We start from the raw sequence: 15368 nt of genomic DNA on the forward strand, positions 1-15368 counted from the left end.
GTGCGAGTCAGATACGCGGCGAGCGGCGCCGCGGATGCAGGGCGACAGGTCAGCCCTGGCGCAGCACCGTGTTCGGCGGCGTGCGCAAGGTCGAGCGCAGCGACAGCCAGCCGAGCGCGCAGACGATGGCGGCACCACTGGTCATGCCGATCAACCACAGCAGCGGCCGCGGGCCGTAGCCGATGTGAAAGACGTGGTCGGCCAGCGCCCAGGCCAGCATTTGCGCGGCGATCGCTGCAACGCCGCCGGCTAGGGCGCCGAGCACCGCGTATTCGGCGATCAGCCCGCGTGCAATCAAGCCGCTGCGCGCGCCGAGTGTGCGCAGCAGCGCGGTTTCGCGGACCCGCTCGGCGCGCGTGCCCTCGATCGCCGCGAGCAGCACCGCCAGACCGGCGGCCAGCGTGAACGCGAAGATGAATTCGACGGCGCGGACGATGCGCTCGATGATGCTGCGCACCTGATCCATCAGCGCATCGATGTCGAGCACCGAGACGTTGGGGAACTGCGTCACCAGTTCGCGCAGCAGGCCGCGCTGCTCGGGCGGCAGGTAGAAGCTGGTCAGGTACTGGCGCGGCACCAGGTCCGACACTGCGCCGGGCGGCGCGAGCAGGAAGAAGTTCGGATTGAAGCTGTCCCAGTCGACGGTGCGGAAATTGGTGACGGTGAAGGTCTCCTGCTCGCCGGCGAAGTCCAGCGTCATGGTGTCGCCGAGCTTCAGGTGCAGGCGTTCGATCGCATAGGCGTCGGCCGACAGCAGTTTCTTGCCGCGGCCGTCCTCGCCCCACCACTGGCCTTCGGTGATGCGGTTGTCCGGGTTGAGCACGGTGCTCCACGACAGGTTGAAGTCGCGGTTGATCCAGCGCTGCGTCTCCGGGTCGGTGAAGGTCTCGGCGCTGACCGGCTGGCCGTTGAGCGCGACCAGCCGGCCGCGTGCCATCGGCCACAGGTGCAGATCGGGATAGCCGTGCTTGGCGAAGAACGCCTGCAGTGCGTCGCGCTGTTCGGGCTGGATGTTGATGAGGAACTGGTTGGGGGTGTCGGCCGGCAGCTTCTTCTGCCAGGTCGACAGCAGGTCGGTGCGCACCACCGAGACCAGCAGCAGTGCCAGCAAGGCCAGGCCCAGCGCCGTGACCTGGACAATGGTCGCGCCGCGGCGCCGCGCGATGTTGCCGAGACCGAAGCGCCAGGCGAAGCTGCCGCCGGCCGAGCGTCGCAGCGGCGTCAGCGCGCGTACCAGCAGCCAAGCGGTCAGCGCCAGTGCCAGCAACGTCGCCGCGGCGCCGGCCAGCACCCAGGCGGCGAGCGTCACGTCGCCGGTCGCAAACCACAGCAGCGCCGCCGACGTCGCCAGTGCGATGACGGTGATGCTGCGCGTGGCCGCCGATCCGGCCTCCGTTCGTTGGAACACGCGCAGCGGCGGTGTGTTGCGCGCCGCCAGCATCGGCGGCGCGGCGAAGCCGAGCAGCAGCAGCAGGCCGACCGCGATCGCTTCAACCAGCGGCAGCCACGGCGCCGGCGGTAGATCGAGCTTCATCAGTCCGCCGAGCACTGCGGCGAGCACCGCTTGCGCGCCATACGCGACCACGGCACCGACCAAGCCCGAAACCAGGCCGAGCAGCAGCAGCTGCAACAGCAGTGCGCGGGTCAGAAACCTGCGGCGCGCACCCAGACACTTGAGCACCGCGATCTCGTCGCGCAGCTTTTCACCGTACTGGCGCGATGACAGCGCCACGGCCGCACAGGCCAGCAGCGTCGCGGCGAGCACGGCAATGTCGAGAAACTGCCCGGCGCGCTCGATCGAGCGGCGCACTTCCGGCCGTGCATCCTGTGGCGTCGTCAGCTTCACGCCGTCGGGCAGCGCGGCGTCGCGAAGCGCCGCGATTGCATCGCGGTCACCGGCGACGTCGAGCTTGTAGTTGGCGCGGCTGCCGACGCCGAGCAGGCCGCTGGCGTCGAGGTCGGCGGCGTTCATCATCACCCGCGGTGCGAGGTCCGAGAAACCGGCGCCGCGGCCGGGTTCCTGCGCGATGACGGCGCCAACCGTGACGTGCAGGCGGCCGAGTTGCAGCGTCGCGCCGGGTTGCAGACGCAGGTCCTGCCAGAGCTGCGCGTCGACCCAGACCGTGTCGCGCGGCGGGATGCCATGCGCCGCATGGCTGGGCTCGTACGGCTGGTCGGACAGCAGCAGCGTGCCGCGTAGTGGCCAGCCGTCGCCAACCGCCTTGATTGACGCCAGCGACGTGGCGTCGCCGTGAAACACGACGCTACTGAATTCGGTGCTGGTCGTCAGGCGTAGGCCGGCTTGCTGGGCATGCTCGTGTAGGGTCGCCGGCAATGGATCACGCGAGCGGAAGACCAGGTCGGCGCCGAGCGTCTCGCCGCTTTGCTCGCCGATCGCCAGGCGCACGCGCTCGGTGAACAGGTGCACCGAGCCGGCCGCGGCGACGGCGATGGCCAGCGCCAGTGCGACGATCAGCAGCTCTCCGGAGCGCCAGCCACGGCGCAGGCGACGGACGGCGAAAACGAAGGCGTTCATCGGCCGCTCAGCCTCGCGAAACGGTCCTTGTCAGCGCCCCGTATCCGCCGTAATTTGCGATGTCCCACAAAGCGGGTCGGCCGACGCCGATGAAACGAAGACTCGAACTCGATGCCTTGCGTGGCCTGTTGCTGGTGCTGATGACCTTGACGCACCTGCCGACGCGGTTCTCGTTCTACAGCAGCCAGGCGTTCGGCTTCGTCTCGGCCGCCGACGGCTTCGTGTTCCTGTCGGCCTTCCTGACCGGCGCGATCTATGCGCGCAAGCTTGCTGCCGGTCAGCACCGCGCGGTGCGTTCGATCCTGCTGCGCCGCGCCGGTCGTCTGTATCTGTGGCATCTGGGTCTGCTGGCGTTCGCATTCACGGTGATTGCGGCGATCGGCGCCTACGGACACCGGCCGGCGCTGTACAACCTGCTCGACTTCTATTTCACGGCGCCGGAAGTGGCGCTGTGGACGGCGCCGCTGCTGGTTTACCAGCCGCCGCTGCTCGACATCCTGCCGATGTACATCGTCTTCGTGCTCGCCACGCCGTGGGTGCTCGGCGCCGCCCGCCGCGACGGCTGGCGCAAGCTGCTGTTGTTGTCCGGCCTGATCTGGCTGTTCGCGCAGTGTGGCGGGCGCCGCCTGCTGCTCGAAGGCTTCAATGCTGCCACGGGCATCTACGTGCCGATTCCGGAGCAGGCGCTCGGCAGCTTCAATTGGTTTGGCTGGCAGCTGTTGTGGATCGGTGGCCTGTGGGCTGGCGCCGCCAGCAACGACCCAAAGCTGCGCCCGCAGCTCGAGGTCTCGCCGATGATGCGCGCGGCGGCCGCGATCGCGGTGCTCGGCTTCCTCGCCTGGTACCACAACCTCGGCGGCATCTGGCCGCCGCGCGACATGTACTGGTTCGGCAAGCCGACGCTGCGGCCGCTGCGCCTGCTCGACTTCACGATGCTGGCGATCACCGCGTCGTGGCTGGTGCCGATGCTGTTCCGTGGCCTGCGCTGGCTGGCAATGCTCGGCCGCGCGTCGCTGTCCGTATTCGCCGTGCATCTGCTGCTGGTGCTCGGCAGCTTGGCGCTGATCGCCGACGACAGTGTGCCGCTCGACGACGTCCAGCAACTGCTGGTGCTGATCGTCACCTTCACGGTGTTGACCTGGATCGCCTGGCGCTATCAGCAGCGACGCCGCGATGCCGGCGATTGAGGCCGGCGCGGGCGCGCTCATGACTGCAGGCGCCCGGCCGCAAGCGTGACGCGTCGCGCGCAGCGTGCCGCCAGGCCCGGGTCGTGCGTGACCAGAATCAGGGTCGTGCGGCGGTCGCGGTTCATTTCGAACAGCAGCTCGACGATGCGGCCGCCGGTGACGGTGTCGAGATTGCCGGTGGGTTCGTCGGCGAACAGGATGGCCGGCTCGCCGCAGAACGCGCGCGCCAGGGCCACACGCTGCTGCTCGCCGCCCGACAGCTGTCGCGGGTAATGATCGAGGCGTGCCGCCAGACCGACGCGATCGAGCGCCGCCGTTGCTCGTTCGTGCGCATCGGCGAGGCCGGCCAGCTCGGCCGGCAACATCACGTTCTCCAGCGCAGTGAAGCCAGCCAGCAGCTGGAACGACTGGAACACGAAGCCGACACGGCCGGCCCGTAACGCGGCGCGTGCATCTTCGTCCATATCGTTCAAGGATTGCCCGGCCAGTTCGATCGTGCCGCGCGACGGCAGGTCGAGGCCGGCCAGCAGCGACAGCAAGGTGGTCTTGCCGGAGCCGCTGCTCCCGATGATCGCCAGCGATTCGCCGGCGCCGATGTCGAGATCGACGTCGTCGAGAATCGTCAGCGGCTGGCCGCCGCTGCTAACCTGCTTGCTCACACCCACTGCACGAACGGCACTGTTCGAAGCCATGCTCAAGCGATTCCTGTTCTGCGTGCTACTGCTCGGTTGCGCGATCCCGGCGCTGGCCACGGCGGCGGACGGCAAGCCGCCGGTCTGGCTGGTGCTCGGTGACAGCCTCAGTGCGGCCTACGGCATTCCGCAGTCGCAGGGCTGGGTGGCGCTGCTGCAACAGCGCCTGAGCGATCGAGGCTATCGCGCGCAGGTGATCAACGCCAGCGTCAGCGGTGAAACTACCAGCGGGGGGCTGGCGCGACTGCCGGCGCTGCTGGCGCGGCACCAGCCACAAGTGGTGCTGATCGAACTCGGGGGTAACGACGGCCTGCGCGCGCTGCCGATCAAGATCATGCGGCAGAATCTGCAGCGCCTCGTTGACCTATCCAGGCAGGCCGGTGCGCGCACCGCCATCTTCCAGATGCAGCTGCCGCCGAACTACGGGCCGACCTACGTCACCGAGTTCGCCGACAGCTATCCGCTGCTCGCCAAGCGGAACGACATCGCGCTGGTGCCGTTCCTGCTGGCGCCGATCGCCACCGACCGCGACGCGTTTCAGGCTGATGGCATTCACCCGCTGGCCACGTCCGAGCCCAAGGTGCTCGACGCGATCTGGCCGGCACTGGAGAAACTCGCGACGCGGTAGCGTGCGCGCGCATCCAAACGCGGGGCTGGGCCGTATCGGCCGACTCCATATCCAGATCCGCCCCGCATGAAGATCGCCGTTATCGGCGCCGGCATCGCCGGCTTGTCCGCCGCCTATTGCCTGGCCCGCCGCCACGACGTCGTCGTCTACGAGGCCGATCGGCGGCCCGGTGGCCACACCAATACGGTCGACGTGCGCACGGCCGACGGCGTGCTGGCGATCGACACCGGTTTTATCGTCTGCAACCCGATCAACTATCCGAACTTCTATCCGCTGCTCGATGAGCTGGGCGTTGCACGTCAGGACACCGACATGTCGTTGGGCGTGTCGGTATCCGGCGGCCGTGTCGAATGGGCCGGCGACGAGAATTTGCTGAAGGTCTTCGCGCAGCCGTCGCTGCTGGCGTCGCCGACGCACTGGCGCATGCTGTCGGCGATTACCCGTTTCAACGCGCAGATCAAAGCACTGCTGGCGGCCGATGCGCTGCCGGACATCACGCTTGGCGAATTCCTCGAACGCGAGCGCTACCCGATGAGCCTGCGCGTGCGTTATGTCGCGGCGATGGCCGGGCCGATCTGGAGCACCTCGACGGCCGGCGTCATGGACTTTCCGCTGCCGGCGTTCGCGCGCTTCTTCGACTCGCATGGCCTGCTCAATGTCTATGAGCGGCCGCAGTGGCAGACCGTGGTCGGCGGTTCGTGCCGCTACGTCGAGGCGTTGCTGCTGGCCTACGGCGGCGCGTTGCGCTTGTCGACGCCGGTCGAGGCCGTGAGCCGCGATGACCGCGGCGTGTCCGTGCATGCCGGGGGCACCCGCGAGCACTTCGACGCCGTGGTCTGCGCCGTGCATTCGGACCAGGCGCTGCGCCTGCTGCAGGACGCCGACGATGACGAGCGCGGCGTGCTCGGTGACGTGCCGTACGCACGCAATAGTGCCTATCTGCACAGCGACACGACACTGATGCCGCGCCGCCGCTGGGCCTGGTCGAGCTGGAACGCGCTGCTCGCCGACGACGCGCTGAGCGACGCGCCGATCGGCGTCAGCTACTGGATGAACCAGTTGCAGCGCCTGCCGGCCGGCAGCGCCCCGTACATCGTCTCGCTGAACCCGCCGCGCACACCGCTGCCGGGCACCGTGCACTACGAGACCGACTACTGGCATCCGCAGTATTTGCCGAAGACGATCCGCGCGCAGCAGCAGTTGCCGCAAATCCAGGGCCGGCGCGGGATCTGGTGGGCCGGCGCGTGGACCGGCTATGGCTTTCACGAGGACGGCCTGAAGTCCGGCTTGCGCGCCGTCGCGGGCCTCGATCGCGAGTGTCTGCCGCAATGGGCGACACTGTAGGCATGGACACGACGGACGACGCCTGTCTGTACCGCGCGACGGTGATGCATCGCCGCCGCGTCGCGCCGTTCTACCGTTTCGTCTATCGCGTGTTCTACCTGCTCGTCGACGTCGACCGCGTCGACGCGGTGGCCGCGCGGCATCGCTGCTTCTCGCACAACCGCTTCAATCTGCTGGCGCTGCACGATCGCGATCACGGCGACGGCCTCGGCTTGCGGCCCTGGGCCGAGGCGGTGCTGCGCGCGCATGGCGTCGCGCTGGCCGGCGGCCGTATTCGCCTGCTGGCCTTTCCGCGCGTGCTCGGCCGCGTCTTCAATCCGATCAGCCTGTGGTACTGCGAGCACGCCGACGGCACGCTGCGCGCGGTGATCGCCGAGGTCAACAACACCTTTGGCGAAAAGCACAGCTACGTGCTCGCATCCGATGGCGCGCCGCTGCCGTATGGGCAGATGCCGGAGAAGGAAAAATGCTTTCACGTCTCGCCATTCTTTGCCGTTGCAGGCCGCTATCGTTTCGAACTGGGGGAGCCGGGTGCCCGTCTGCGGGTTGCCATTCACCTCAGCGACGCCGGCATGCCGCAGCTCGACGCGACGATCAGCGCCGAACGTCGTGCCTTGCGCGATACGACCATCGCCCGACAGGTGCTCGGCCTGCCGTGGTTGGCGGCCAAGGTCGTCGTGGCGATTCATTGGCAGGCGCTGAAGATCTGGCTGCACGGCGCACGCTTTCATCGCAAGCCGGCACCGCCATCCACCGATATCAGCTGAAGCGGCGCGTCCCCGCGAACGGAGCTTTTCATGAGTGACCCCGAATTGAAGCAGGCCACTTTCGTCAACGACGGCTATGCCGACGAACGCCCGATACTGGCGCGCGCCGGCAAGCGGGTGGGCCTCGGCACGCGGCTGATGCTGTACATGCTGCGCGGCATGCGCGTCGGCAGCTTTGACGTGGTGCTACCGAACGGCAGCACCCAGCATTTCCGCGGCGACGAGCCAGGGCCGCACGGTGTGCTGTTGATTCGCTCGACGCGCCTGCTCGGCTACGTGCTGCGCGGCGGCGAAGTCGGTTTCGGCGACGCTTATATCGACGGACTGTGGGATTCGCCCGATCTCGCCGCCTTGCTCGCCGTGCTGTATCGCAACGAGCCGCACTACAAGGGGCCGTACGAGAAGAACCTGCTCGGCCGCTTCATCGGCTGGATCAAGCACCGCCTGCGCGACAACACCAAGACCACGGCGCGCAAGAACATCGCGCATCACTACGATCTCGGCAACGACTTCTACCGGCTGTGGCTCGACGAGACGCTGGCCTATTCGTCGGCCGTCTTCCGACACGCGCCGAACGAGACGCTGGCCGACGCGCAGCGCAACAAGTTCCGCGAGATGGCCGAGCGCCTGCACTTGAAGCCTGAACATCATCTGCTCGAAATCGGCTCCGGCTGGGGCGGCTTCGCGATTTATGCGGCGCAGACCTATGGTTGCCGGGTGACGTCGATCACGCTGTCGGCCGAGCAGCTTGCCGAAGCGCAGCAGCGCGCCGAAGCGGCCGGTGTCGCCGATCGCGTGACCTTCGCGCTGCGCGACTATCGCGACGTGCACGAAACCTACGACCGCATCGTCTCGATCGAAATGTACGAGGCGGTCGGCGAGGCGTGGTGGCCGACCTATTTCGACGCCATTCGCCGCGCACTCAAGCCCGGCGGCGTCGCCGCCGTGCAGGGCATCACCATCAGTCCGACGATCTTCGAGCAGTACCGGCGCAAGCGCGACTTCATTCAGAAGTACATCTTCCCGGGCGGCATGCTGTGCCCACCGGGTCATTTCCAGGATCTGGCGATCGCCGCCGGCCTGCGTCCGGAGAACGCGCGCTTCTTCGGCATCGACTACGCCGACACGCTGGCGATCTGGCATCGCAACGTGATGGCGGTGCGCGACGCCGTGGTCGAGCAGTTCGACGAGCGCTTCCTGCGCATGTGGCGCTACTACCTCGCTTATTGCGAGTGCGGCTTTCGCGTCGGCAGCATCGACCTGATGCAGATCACGCTGCATCGCAGCTGAGACGCGTGCGAAAATCGCCGGCATGCCGCTGACCGTCTCGCTCCGCATCGTCTTTACGCTCGCACTCGCCGCCATCGTCGCGGCGACCGGCTGGGCGAGTCTGCAGCTGCCGATGTGGGACACGCCGCGCGCGGTGGTCACGCATCCGTGGTTCATCGCGACGCTGGTCGATACCTATCTGGCGTTCTTCACGATCTGGTTGTGGGTGGCCTATCAGCAGCGCTCGAACGTCATGCGCGTGCTGTGGCTGCTGCTGATCTTCGGGCTGGGCAATATCGCCATCGCGGGGTATTTGCTGCTGCGCCTGTGGCGCCTGCCGCGTGACGCGTCGATCGAGATGCTGTTGCTGCGCGACCGATGAGCGCGGTGATGGAGAAGCGGCCGTTGTGGCGGCGCTGGCTGATCGACCCCATCGTCGCGCAACTGCGCCAGGGCATCACGCCGGAGCGCATCGCGCTGACGATCGCGCTGGCCGCGGTCTGCAGCTGTTTTCCGGTGCTGGGTGCGACGACGCTGTTGTGTGGCGTGGTGGCCATCGCCTTCGGCCTCAATCAGCCGGTGATGCAGCTCGCCAACTATCTGTTCTATCCGGCGCAGATTGCGCTGCTGTTGCCGTTCTACCGCGCCGGCGAGACCTTGTTCGACCAGCCGCATGTGCCGATCCTGTCGATCGCCGCGCTGATCGCGCGCTTCAAGGCCGGGCCGTGGCAGTTCGTCGTCGACTACGGCATGGTCGCCGTCTACGGCATCGTCGTCTGGCTGCTGGTCGCGCCGCTCGCGGCGCTGCTGATCTACGTCGTGCTGCGGCCGCTGCTGCGCAGTCTGGCGCGACGCGCCACGCGTCTCAGGCCAGCAGGCTGAGCACGTTTTCCGGTGGCCGACCGATCGCCGCGCGGCCGCGATAGACCACGATCGGCCGTTCCATCAGCTTCGGATGACTGGCGAGCACGTCGATCCACTGTGCGTCGCTGTAGCCGTTGTCCTGGGTCAGCCCCAACTCGTCGAACAGCGCTTCCTTGGTGCGCACGATCTGCAGCGGCTTGACGCCGAGCAGCTTGCAGACCTCGCGCAGCTCCGCCTTCGACAGCGGTTGCTGCAGGTATTCGATGACCGGCAGCTCGACGCCGTGCGACTGCAACAGCTTCAGGGTTTCGCGGCTCTTCGAGCAGCGCGGGTTGTGCAGGATGGCGTCTTTCATGATCGGGTCGGCAAAAAAGGAGCGCATGCATTGTCGCGAACGCGGCGGGCGCCGTACACCGTCGGCCGCCACACCATTGCCATGCCTGATTCAGGAAGGAGTCGCATTCGGATGGCTAAGGTGCGTGGCGCTGGGCGCAGGGAGCGCATCGACGCAGGGAGGCGTCGCCAGCCTGGGTGACAGGGCATTGCCGCCTCGCCAGCCATCGGTGACATTGCCGCGCACGACTACAATCCGCGCCGCATCCGTCAGCCCGAGTTCCATTGTGTCCGAATCCGCCATGACCCATCCGCGCGCCGGTATCGGCGGCCTGGCCTTTGTCGTGCTGTGGAGCACTGGCTACATCGCCGCGGCCGCGGCCTTGCACGGCAGCGGGCCTTACACCCTGGCGGTGGTGCGCTTCGCCGGTTCGGCGGCGCTGATCGGTTTGTGGTTGCTCGTGCAGCGCGCCGCGCCGGCATCGCGCCGGGCCTTGCTGCATGCGGCGGTCGCCGGCGTGTTGCTGCAGGCCGGCTTTTTCGGCTTCACCTATGCCGGCCTGCGCACCGGCGTGTCGCCGGCAGTGGCGGGGCTGATCACCGGCTTGATGCCGCTGACGACCGCGGCCGGTGCGGCGCTGCTGCTCGGCGAGCGCCTCAAACGCGGGGCGGCGCTGGGCCTGGTACTCGGTCTGGCCGGCGTGCTGTTCGTCATCGTGCCCGACCTGCGCATCGCCGGCTCGGTGCTCGGCTATGTGTTCATGCTCTGCGCGCTGCTGGCGCTGAGTGCGGGCACGCTCTACCAGAAGCGTCACGCGACGACGCTCGATCCACGCCTGGCGCTGGTGGTGCAATTGCTCGCCTCGCTGGTCGTGCTGCTGCCGTTCGCCTGGCACTTGGAGCGGCTGCAGATGCACGCGCAGCCGTGGGCGATCGCCGGCATCGTCTGGATCATTCTCTGCAACTCCTGCGCCGGCCTGCTGTTGTATCTGTGGTTGCTGCGCCATGGCGGCGCCGGCCGCGTTTCCGGTTTGTTCTATCTGGTGCCGCCGGTGACGGCCGTGCTGGCGGCGCTGTTGCTCGGCGCGCGCTTCGGCTGGCATGACGCGGTCGGCTTCGGCCTGGCCGCGGCCGGGGTCTGGCTCGGGCAGCGCGGCTGAGCGCCGCCGCAGACCGTCAGTCGAGCGCGAGGTGCGCGGCCGGCGTCGGCGAGCCTTCCGACGTCACCAGCAGCTCTTGGCCGTCGGCGCTGAACGCGATCGCCTCGATCTGCGGATCGTCGGGCAGCGCATAGGCGCTCGGTGCACGCTGGAAGGCGTCGGCCCAGCTTTCGCCATCGCCGCGCGTATAGACGTAGGCCTGTGTCAGCGTCACCACCGCGGCACGCCGCCGTTCGGCGTCGAAGTCCATCGACGTTACCCAGTTGATGCGCTCGGGGCTTTCGGCGTCGGCTGGCGCGCGCGGAATATTGATTTCGCCGAGCGCCTCGGCGCTGACGATCAGGCTGGTTGGATGCAGCGGCACCCGGTACAGGTGCGGTACGGCGTCGCGCTTGCTGAGCAGATAGACCATGCCTTCGTCGGCATCGACCGCGATCGACTCGCAATCGCGGGCGCCGTCCGGATAGCGGACGATCGTGGTCTGCGTCGGTGCCGCATTGACCGTCGCCGCGCTGTCGTCGAGGGCCGGCTCGCCGACGATGTAGAAACGCACCGACGGCCGGATCGCGCTGTTGTCGCCGATGTCGCCGACCAGCAGGTAGGGCTCGCCGCCTTCGCTGAACGAGCTGACGTCCTCCCAGTCGAGATTGAGCGTCGGCGCCAGGTGCAGCACGCCGCGCGTATTGCCGGCGCCGTCGAAGGCGTAGACGTCGGTCGGACCGCCGCTGTCATTGTGGCTCCAGTACAGATCGTCGGCGCGCTGCGAGCGCGCCAGGCCGGACGATTCGGTGAGATCGGCCTGTTCGACCGTGAAGCGCGTGATCGAGCCGTTGTCGCCGTCGGCGCCACCGCCACCGCCGCAGGCGGTCAAGGCGATGGCCAGCAACAGCGTCGGCAGGGTGGCGTTGTGCATCGGCGTCTCTGGGCGAGCAAAAGCGGAACGCTAGCCGCGGTGGGTGACGCTGTCATGAAACACGCGACATCGTGCAACGGCGATACGGCCGGCTACGGCGCTATAGTTCGAAAACGTTATGTTATAAAGTAACGTTTTTGAAGAGGACTCAGTGATGTCGACCAACAAGTTGCCGGTGACCGTGCTGTCTGGTTTTCTCGGTGCCGGCAAGACCAGCGTGCTCAATCATGTGCTCGGCAATCGCGAGGGGCGGCGCGTCGCCGTCATCGTCAACGACATGAGCGAGGTCAACATCGACGCAGCGCTCGTCGAGGATGGCGCACGCTTGTCGCGGACCGACGAAAAACTGGTCGAGTTTTCCAATGGCTGCATCTGCTGCACCTTGCGCGACGATCTGCTGAAGGAAGTCACGATGCTGGCGCGGGAGAACCGTTTCGACTACCTGCTGATCGAGTCGACCGGCATTTCCGAGCCGATGCCGGTCGCGGCGACGTTTGCGGTGCGTGACGAGGCGGGCTTCTCGCTGTCCGACCTGACGCGCCTGGACTCCATGGTGACGGTCGTCGATGCCATGCACCTGTTGCAGGACTATGCGTCCGAGGACTTCCTGCGCCAGCGCGGCGAGGCGCTCGGCGACGAAGACGAGCGCAGCGTCGTCGACCTGCTCGTCGACCAGATCGAATTCGCCGATACGGTCGTCGTCAACAAGTTTTCGGATGTCGGCCCGGCGCGGCAGCGTGAAGTACTGGCCCTGATCCGCGCGCTCAATCCGGCGGCGCGGGTCGTGACCGCCGATCACGGTCGCGTCGCCACGCACGAGCTGTTCGATACCCAGCGCTTCGACTTCGAGCGTGCCGAACGCAATCCGCGCTGGGTTCGCGAACTGGCCGGCGAGCACGTGCCGGAGACCGAGGAATACGGCATCGGCAGTTTCGTCTACCGTGCGCGTCGGCCGTTTCACCCGCAGCGCCTCCACGATATGTTTCACTCGTCGTGGCCGGGCGTCGTGCGTGCCAAGGGTTGGTTCTGGATCGCCAGCCGCCCGGACTTCGTCGGCCAGATGTCGCAGGCCGGCAGTTGCCTGCAGACCGGCGTCGCCGGCATGTGGTGGGCCAGCCCGCGCGCCGGCAAGGCCGGGCCGGAACTGATGGAACAACTGCGCGAGGTCTGGGACGACACCTACGGCGATCGTCGCCAGGAACTGGTCTTCATCGGCATCGACTACGACGAGGCCGATATGCGCGCGCGGTTCGACGCCTGCCTGCTCGACGACAACGAACTGCGTGGCGGTCATCTGGTCTGGCGCGGCCTGCCCGATCCTTTCGCGTCGTGGGAGTCGAACCCGTGAGTGAGGCCGCTCGCCTGCCGGTCACGGTGCTGACCGGCTTTCTCGGTGCCGGCAAGACCACGCTGCTGAACTTCGTGCTGCGTCATCCGCAGATGGACGGCACGGCGATCGTCATCAACGAATACGGCGAAGTCGGCCTGGACCATCACCTCGTCGAAGCGGCCCCCGACGATCTGCAGCTGATCGCCAACGGCTGCATCTGCTGCACGGCGCGCGGCGCGATGTCGGAGGCGCTGCTGGTGCTCGTTGCGCGCATGCGTCAGCGCGGTGTGACGCTGCGACGCGTCATCATCGAAACGACCGGGCTCGCCGAGCCGGGCCCGATCGTGCAGGAACTGGTTGCGCATCCCGAGCTGCTCGCGCATTTCGAGCTCGACTCGGTGGTGACGCTGGTCGATGCACTGAACGCCGACGAGACGTTCGCGTCGCACGATATTGCCGTGCAGCAGATCACGGCGGCTGATCGCCTGCTGCTTGGCAAATGCGATCTGGTCGACGAGGCCACGCTGTCGGCGCTCCGCGAGCGCCTGCGGGAGATGAATCCAGATGCGCCGGTCGCGGTCGTTCACCACGGTGCGGCTCAGCCGGCGCAGTTGTTCAGCGGCGGCCGCGATAATCCGGCCTCGCCGCGCTATCGCAGCGGCGGCTGGTTGGCTGCGGCCGACACGATACGGCTGATGCCGGCCGCCGACGCGGCGCCACGCGGCGGCCTGCTCGGTGTCGCGCGGCCGCTGACGCCGGCCGAACAGCAGATCGAGACGTTCAGCGTGATTCTCGACGCGCCGCTGCCGTGGGCCCGCGTGCGCGGCTGGCTGGCGTTCGTGCGTACGCTCTGCGGGCCGACCCTGCTGCGTGTCAAAGGGTTGTTGAATATCGAGAATCAGGCCGGCCCCAGTGTCGTGCACGGCGTGCAGTACGCATTGCACCCGATGCGCGAATTGCCGGCCTGGCCCGACGACGACCGGCGCACGCGGCTGGTCTTCATCACCCGCGGCGCCGGCCGCGACATCGTCGCGGCGACGCTCGGCTATCTGCAGGCGCCGGCGCTCAAGGAGGACCCAGTACCTCGCCGCTGATCGGGTCGATGCGCAGCGGCAGACTGCGGCCGTCGCGGGTCTGCTCGGAGAACGTCACGGCGCCGTCGCCGCCCTTGCCGGCGGCGCGCGCATCGCTGTGATCGGAGAAGCCCAGGCTGAGCTTGGGTTCGGCGAACTGCGCCATCGCCGGCTCGTCGCTGACGCCGGGAATATCGTCGACGTCGCGGGCTTGGGCGGATAGCGGCAGCAGCGTGAGGCCGCCGAGCATCAGCAAAAGATGGGACTTGCGCATGTCATGACTCCTGTGGGGGTGAGGTTCAACGCTTGATCGTCGAGACCAGGCGCGCGCTACGCAGGCGATAGAGAATGCTGTCCTGGCTCTTGGCGTGGAGTTCCAGTTGGCCTTCGAGCACCATCGGCTCATAGGTCATGGCGACACCGGCCGGTGCGAAGACCTCCATTGCCGAAGCGGGGCCGCCGGGCGGATGGAAGAAGCAGCTCGGTGGATTCGCCGAAAGCAGGAAGTGCGTCTGCTTTTCGTCGAGGCCGAGGGGCACCATGAAGCCGGCGATCCGGATGCGCTGCCGGTCCAGCGCCTGCAGCGGTGCCGGAAACACCGCGCGGGTCAGGTCGCGCTGCATGTCGAGCCGCGCCGACATCAGCAGGTCCCAGGAGGTTGTGCCGTGCAGGTCCAGTCCGCCCAGCCACTGCTTGCGCGTCGGCGCGCTGACGTCCAGATAGAAATCCTGCCGCGCGCCGGCGGCGGACACGGTGATCAGGTCCGCGCCCAGCGGTCCGGCGATCAGGCGGAATTCGAGATCGCCCTGTGCGTCGGTATGGTCGGCCATCAGCACGTACGGCGTGCCGCGCTTCGAGCGTACGCTGACCGCGACGTTCTTCAGCGGCGTGCCGGCCTCGGTCTGCAGCGAGGCGTAGAGGTAGACGATGTCGCCGGGAAAGGCTGGTACCGCGAGCTTGCCGTTCCGGTGATTGTCGAACTCGGACTGGATCTCAAGCACCGGCGCCGAGTGATCCTCGACGAGCTTGCCGTTGTAGTAGCGCACGATCGGGTGCGAAGCCGACGACGGCGTGGACGTCGTTGGTTGCTGCGCCGTCGCCGGCGGTACGTCCGGCGTCGCGGCGAGCGTCCAGTCGGTCTGCGCGGTTTGCGTTGCCGGCTTGTCGGTCGGCGGCGCGGGGGGCTGCCCGGTCGGCTCGTCGTGGCGGCCGCAGGCGGCAAGCGCCGCTGTCAGCAGCAAGGCAATCGAGATGCGCGCGCCCGGCATGTCG

At 67.7% G+C, this 15368-nt stretch carries 16 protein-coding genes; 10 read left to right on the forward strand and 6 right to left on the reverse strand.

The genetic code is table 11. The features are described 5' to 3' along the window. Positions 1-49: 49 nt before the first annotated feature. On the reverse strand, positions 50-2536 hold the full coding sequence (locus G7Y82_RS02945; protein ID WP_168146491.1) for an ABC transporter permease: 2487 nt from the start codon (positions 2534-2536) through the stop codon (positions 50-52). An 89-nt stretch (positions 2537-2625) separates the two neighbouring features. Between G7Y82_RS02945 and opgC the strand changes: the two genes are divergently transcribed. Further along, positions 2626-3723 (forward strand): OpgC domain-containing protein, encoded by a 1098-nt coding sequence (gene opgC / locus G7Y82_RS02950; protein WP_168146492.1) that lies wholly within the window; start codon positions 2626-2628, stop codon positions 3721-3723. A 17-nt stretch (positions 3724-3740) separates the two neighbouring features. On the opposite strand, the gene G7Y82_RS02955 is transcribed toward opgC, so the two are convergent. Continuing rightward, positions 3741-4415, reverse strand: a complete 675-nt coding sequence (locus G7Y82_RS02955) for an ABC transporter ATP-binding protein (RefSeq protein WP_168146493.1) — start codon at positions 4413-4415, stop codon at positions 3741-3743. Between G7Y82_RS02955 and G7Y82_RS02960 the strand changes: the two genes are divergently transcribed. The 6 genes from G7Y82_RS02960 (at position 4414) to G7Y82_RS02985 (ending at position 9305) form a co-directional block, all read left to right on the forward strand. Then, positions 4414-5043 (forward strand): arylesterase, encoded by a 630-nt coding sequence (locus G7Y82_RS02960; RefSeq protein ID WP_168146494.1) that lies wholly within the window; start codon positions 4414-4416, stop codon positions 5041-5043. The two genes, G7Y82_RS02955 and G7Y82_RS02960, sit on opposite strands and share 2 nt — an antisense overlap. Before the next feature lie 66 nt (positions 5044-5109). Next, positions 5110-6387 carry an NAD(P)/FAD-dependent oxidoreductase gene (locus tag G7Y82_RS02965; RefSeq protein WP_168146495.1) on the forward strand — a complete coding sequence of 426 codons (1278 nt, stop codon included), beginning with the start codon at positions 5110-5112 and terminating at the stop codon, positions 6385-6387. Positions 6388-6389: 2 nt separating this feature from the next. Beyond that, positions 6390-7154: a DUF1365 domain-containing protein gene (locus G7Y82_RS02970; RefSeq protein WP_168146496.1), complete on the forward strand. Its 765-nt coding sequence runs from the start codon at positions 6390-6392 to the stop codon at positions 7152-7154. A gap of 30 nt (positions 7155-7184) precedes the next feature. Further along, the gene (locus G7Y82_RS02975; protein ID WP_168146497.1) at positions 7185-8444 is read left to right on the forward strand and encodes an SAM-dependent methyltransferase; all 1260 of its coding nucleotides are present in this window, start codon (positions 7185-7187) and stop codon (positions 8442-8444) included. A gap of 22 nt (positions 8445-8466) precedes the next feature. Further along, on the forward strand, positions 8467-8805 hold the full coding sequence (locus tag G7Y82_RS02980) for a DUF1475 family protein (RefSeq protein WP_240954012.1): 339 nt from the start codon (positions 8467-8469) through the stop codon (positions 8803-8805). A gap of 8 nt (positions 8806-8813) precedes the next feature. Further along, positions 8814-9305: a DUF2062 domain-containing protein gene (locus G7Y82_RS02985; RefSeq protein ID WP_168146498.1), complete on the forward strand. Its 492-nt coding sequence runs from the start codon at positions 8814-8816 to the stop codon at positions 9303-9305. On the opposite strand, the gene arsC is transcribed toward G7Y82_RS02985, so the two are convergent. Beyond that, positions 9289-9642, reverse strand: a complete 354-nt coding sequence (arsC, locus tag G7Y82_RS02990; protein WP_168146499.1) for an arsenate reductase (glutaredoxin) — start codon at positions 9640-9642, stop codon at positions 9289-9291. The genes G7Y82_RS02985 and arsC overlap by 17 nt on opposite strands. Positions 9643-9922: 280 nt before the next feature. Here arsC and G7Y82_RS02995 point away from each other — a divergent pair, with 280 nt between their 5' ends. Next, positions 9923-10780 (forward strand): DMT family transporter, encoded by an 858-nt coding sequence (locus G7Y82_RS02995; protein WP_206370244.1) that lies wholly within the window; start codon positions 9923-9925, stop codon positions 10778-10780. Between the two features lie 16 nt (positions 10781-10796). Here the strand turns inward: G7Y82_RS02995 and G7Y82_RS03000 are convergent, their stop codons facing one another. Next, positions 10797-11693, reverse strand: coding sequence for a hypothetical protein (locus G7Y82_RS03000; RefSeq protein ID WP_168146501.1), 897 nt, complete (start codon positions 11691-11693; stop codon positions 10797-10799). 154 nt (positions 11694-11847) lie between these two features. Here G7Y82_RS03000 and G7Y82_RS03005 point away from each other — a divergent pair, with 154 nt between their 5' ends. Beyond that, positions 11848-13041, forward strand: a complete 1194-nt coding sequence (locus G7Y82_RS03005) for a GTP-binding protein (RefSeq protein ID WP_168146502.1) — start codon at positions 11848-11850, stop codon at positions 13039-13041. After that, entirely contained in the window at positions 13038-14117 is a 1080-nt protein-coding gene (locus tag G7Y82_RS03010; RefSeq protein ID WP_168146503.1) for a CobW family GTP-binding protein, read from the forward strand. Before G7Y82_RS03005 ends, G7Y82_RS03010 begins: the two co-directional genes overlap by 4 nt. Here G7Y82_RS03010 and G7Y82_RS03015 read toward each other — a convergent pair. Then, positions 14089-14370: a hypothetical protein gene (locus G7Y82_RS03015; RefSeq protein ID WP_168146504.1), complete on the reverse strand. Its 282-nt coding sequence runs from the start codon at positions 14368-14370 to the stop codon at positions 14089-14091. The two genes, G7Y82_RS03010 and G7Y82_RS03015, sit on opposite strands and share 29 nt — an antisense overlap. Positions 14371-14395: 25 nt before the next feature. Then, entirely contained in the window at positions 14396-15364 is a 969-nt protein-coding gene (locus tag G7Y82_RS03020; RefSeq protein WP_168146505.1) for a DUF3299 domain-containing protein, read from the reverse strand. Between the last annotated feature and the right edge of the window lie 4 nt (positions 15365-15368).

The organism is Solimonas marina, assembly GCF_012241385.1.
GTDB classification, from domain to species: Bacteria; Pseudomonadota; Gammaproteobacteria; order Nevskiales; family Nevskiaceae; genus Solimonas; species Solimonas marina.

What these genes read in the sequence shown, in the direction of transcription:
- G7Y82_RS03000 (WP_168146501.1), bottom strand. Translation starts at nt 11,693, where the DNA reads ATGCACAACGCCACCCTGCCGACGCTGTTGCTGGCCATCGCCTTGACC.
- G7Y82_RS02945 (WP_168146491.1), bottom strand. Translation starts at nt 2,536, where the DNA reads ATGAACGCCTTCGTTTTCGCCGTCCGTCGCCTGCGCCGTGGCTGGCGC.
- G7Y82_RS02975 (WP_168146497.1), top strand. Translation starts at nt 7,185, where the DNA reads ATGAGTGACCCCGAATTGAAGCAGGCCACTTTCGTCAACGACGGCTAT.
- G7Y82_RS02960 (WP_168146494.1), top strand. Translation starts at nt 4,414, where the DNA reads ATGCTCAAGCGATTCCTGTTCTGCGTGCTACTGCTCGGTTGCGCGATC.
- G7Y82_RS02980 (WP_240954012.1), top strand. Translation starts at nt 8,467, where the DNA reads ATGCCGCTGACCGTCTCGCTCCGCATCGTCTTTACGCTCGCACTCGCC.
- G7Y82_RS02970 (WP_168146496.1), top strand. Translation starts at nt 6,390, where the DNA reads ATGGACACGACGGACGACGCCTGTCTGTACCGCGCGACGGTGATGCAT.
- G7Y82_RS02955 (WP_168146493.1), bottom strand. Translation starts at nt 4,415, where the DNA reads ATGGCTTCGAACAGTGCCGTTCGTGCAGTGGGTGTGAGCAAGCAGGTT.
- G7Y82_RS03015 (WP_168146504.1), bottom strand. Translation starts at nt 14,370, where the DNA reads ATGCGCAAGTCCCATCTTTTGCTGATGCTCGGCGGCCTCACGCTGCTG.
- G7Y82_RS03020 (WP_168146505.1), bottom strand. Translation starts at nt 15,364, where the DNA reads ATGCCGGGCGCGCGCATCTCGATTGCCTTGCTGCTGACAGCGGCGCTT.
- G7Y82_RS03005 (WP_168146502.1), top strand. Translation starts at nt 11,848, where the DNA reads ATGTCGACCAACAAGTTGCCGGTGACCGTGCTGTCTGGTTTTCTCGGT.
- opgC (WP_168146492.1), top strand. Translation starts at nt 2,626, where the DNA reads ATGAAACGAAGACTCGAACTCGATGCCTTGCGTGGCCTGTTGCTGGTG.
- G7Y82_RS02965 (WP_168146495.1), top strand. Translation starts at nt 5,110, where the DNA reads ATGAAGATCGCCGTTATCGGCGCCGGCATCGCCGGCTTGTCCGCCGCC.
- G7Y82_RS02995 (WP_206370244.1), top strand. Translation starts at nt 9,923, where the DNA reads ATGACCCATCCGCGCGCCGGTATCGGCGGCCTGGCCTTTGTCGTGCTG.
- G7Y82_RS02985 (WP_168146498.1), top strand. Translation starts at nt 8,814, where the DNA reads ATGGAGAAGCGGCCGTTGTGGCGGCGCTGGCTGATCGACCCCATCGTC.
- arsC (WP_168146499.1), bottom strand. Translation starts at nt 9,642, where the DNA reads ATGAAAGACGCCATCCTGCACAACCCGCGCTGCTCGAAGAGCCGCGAA.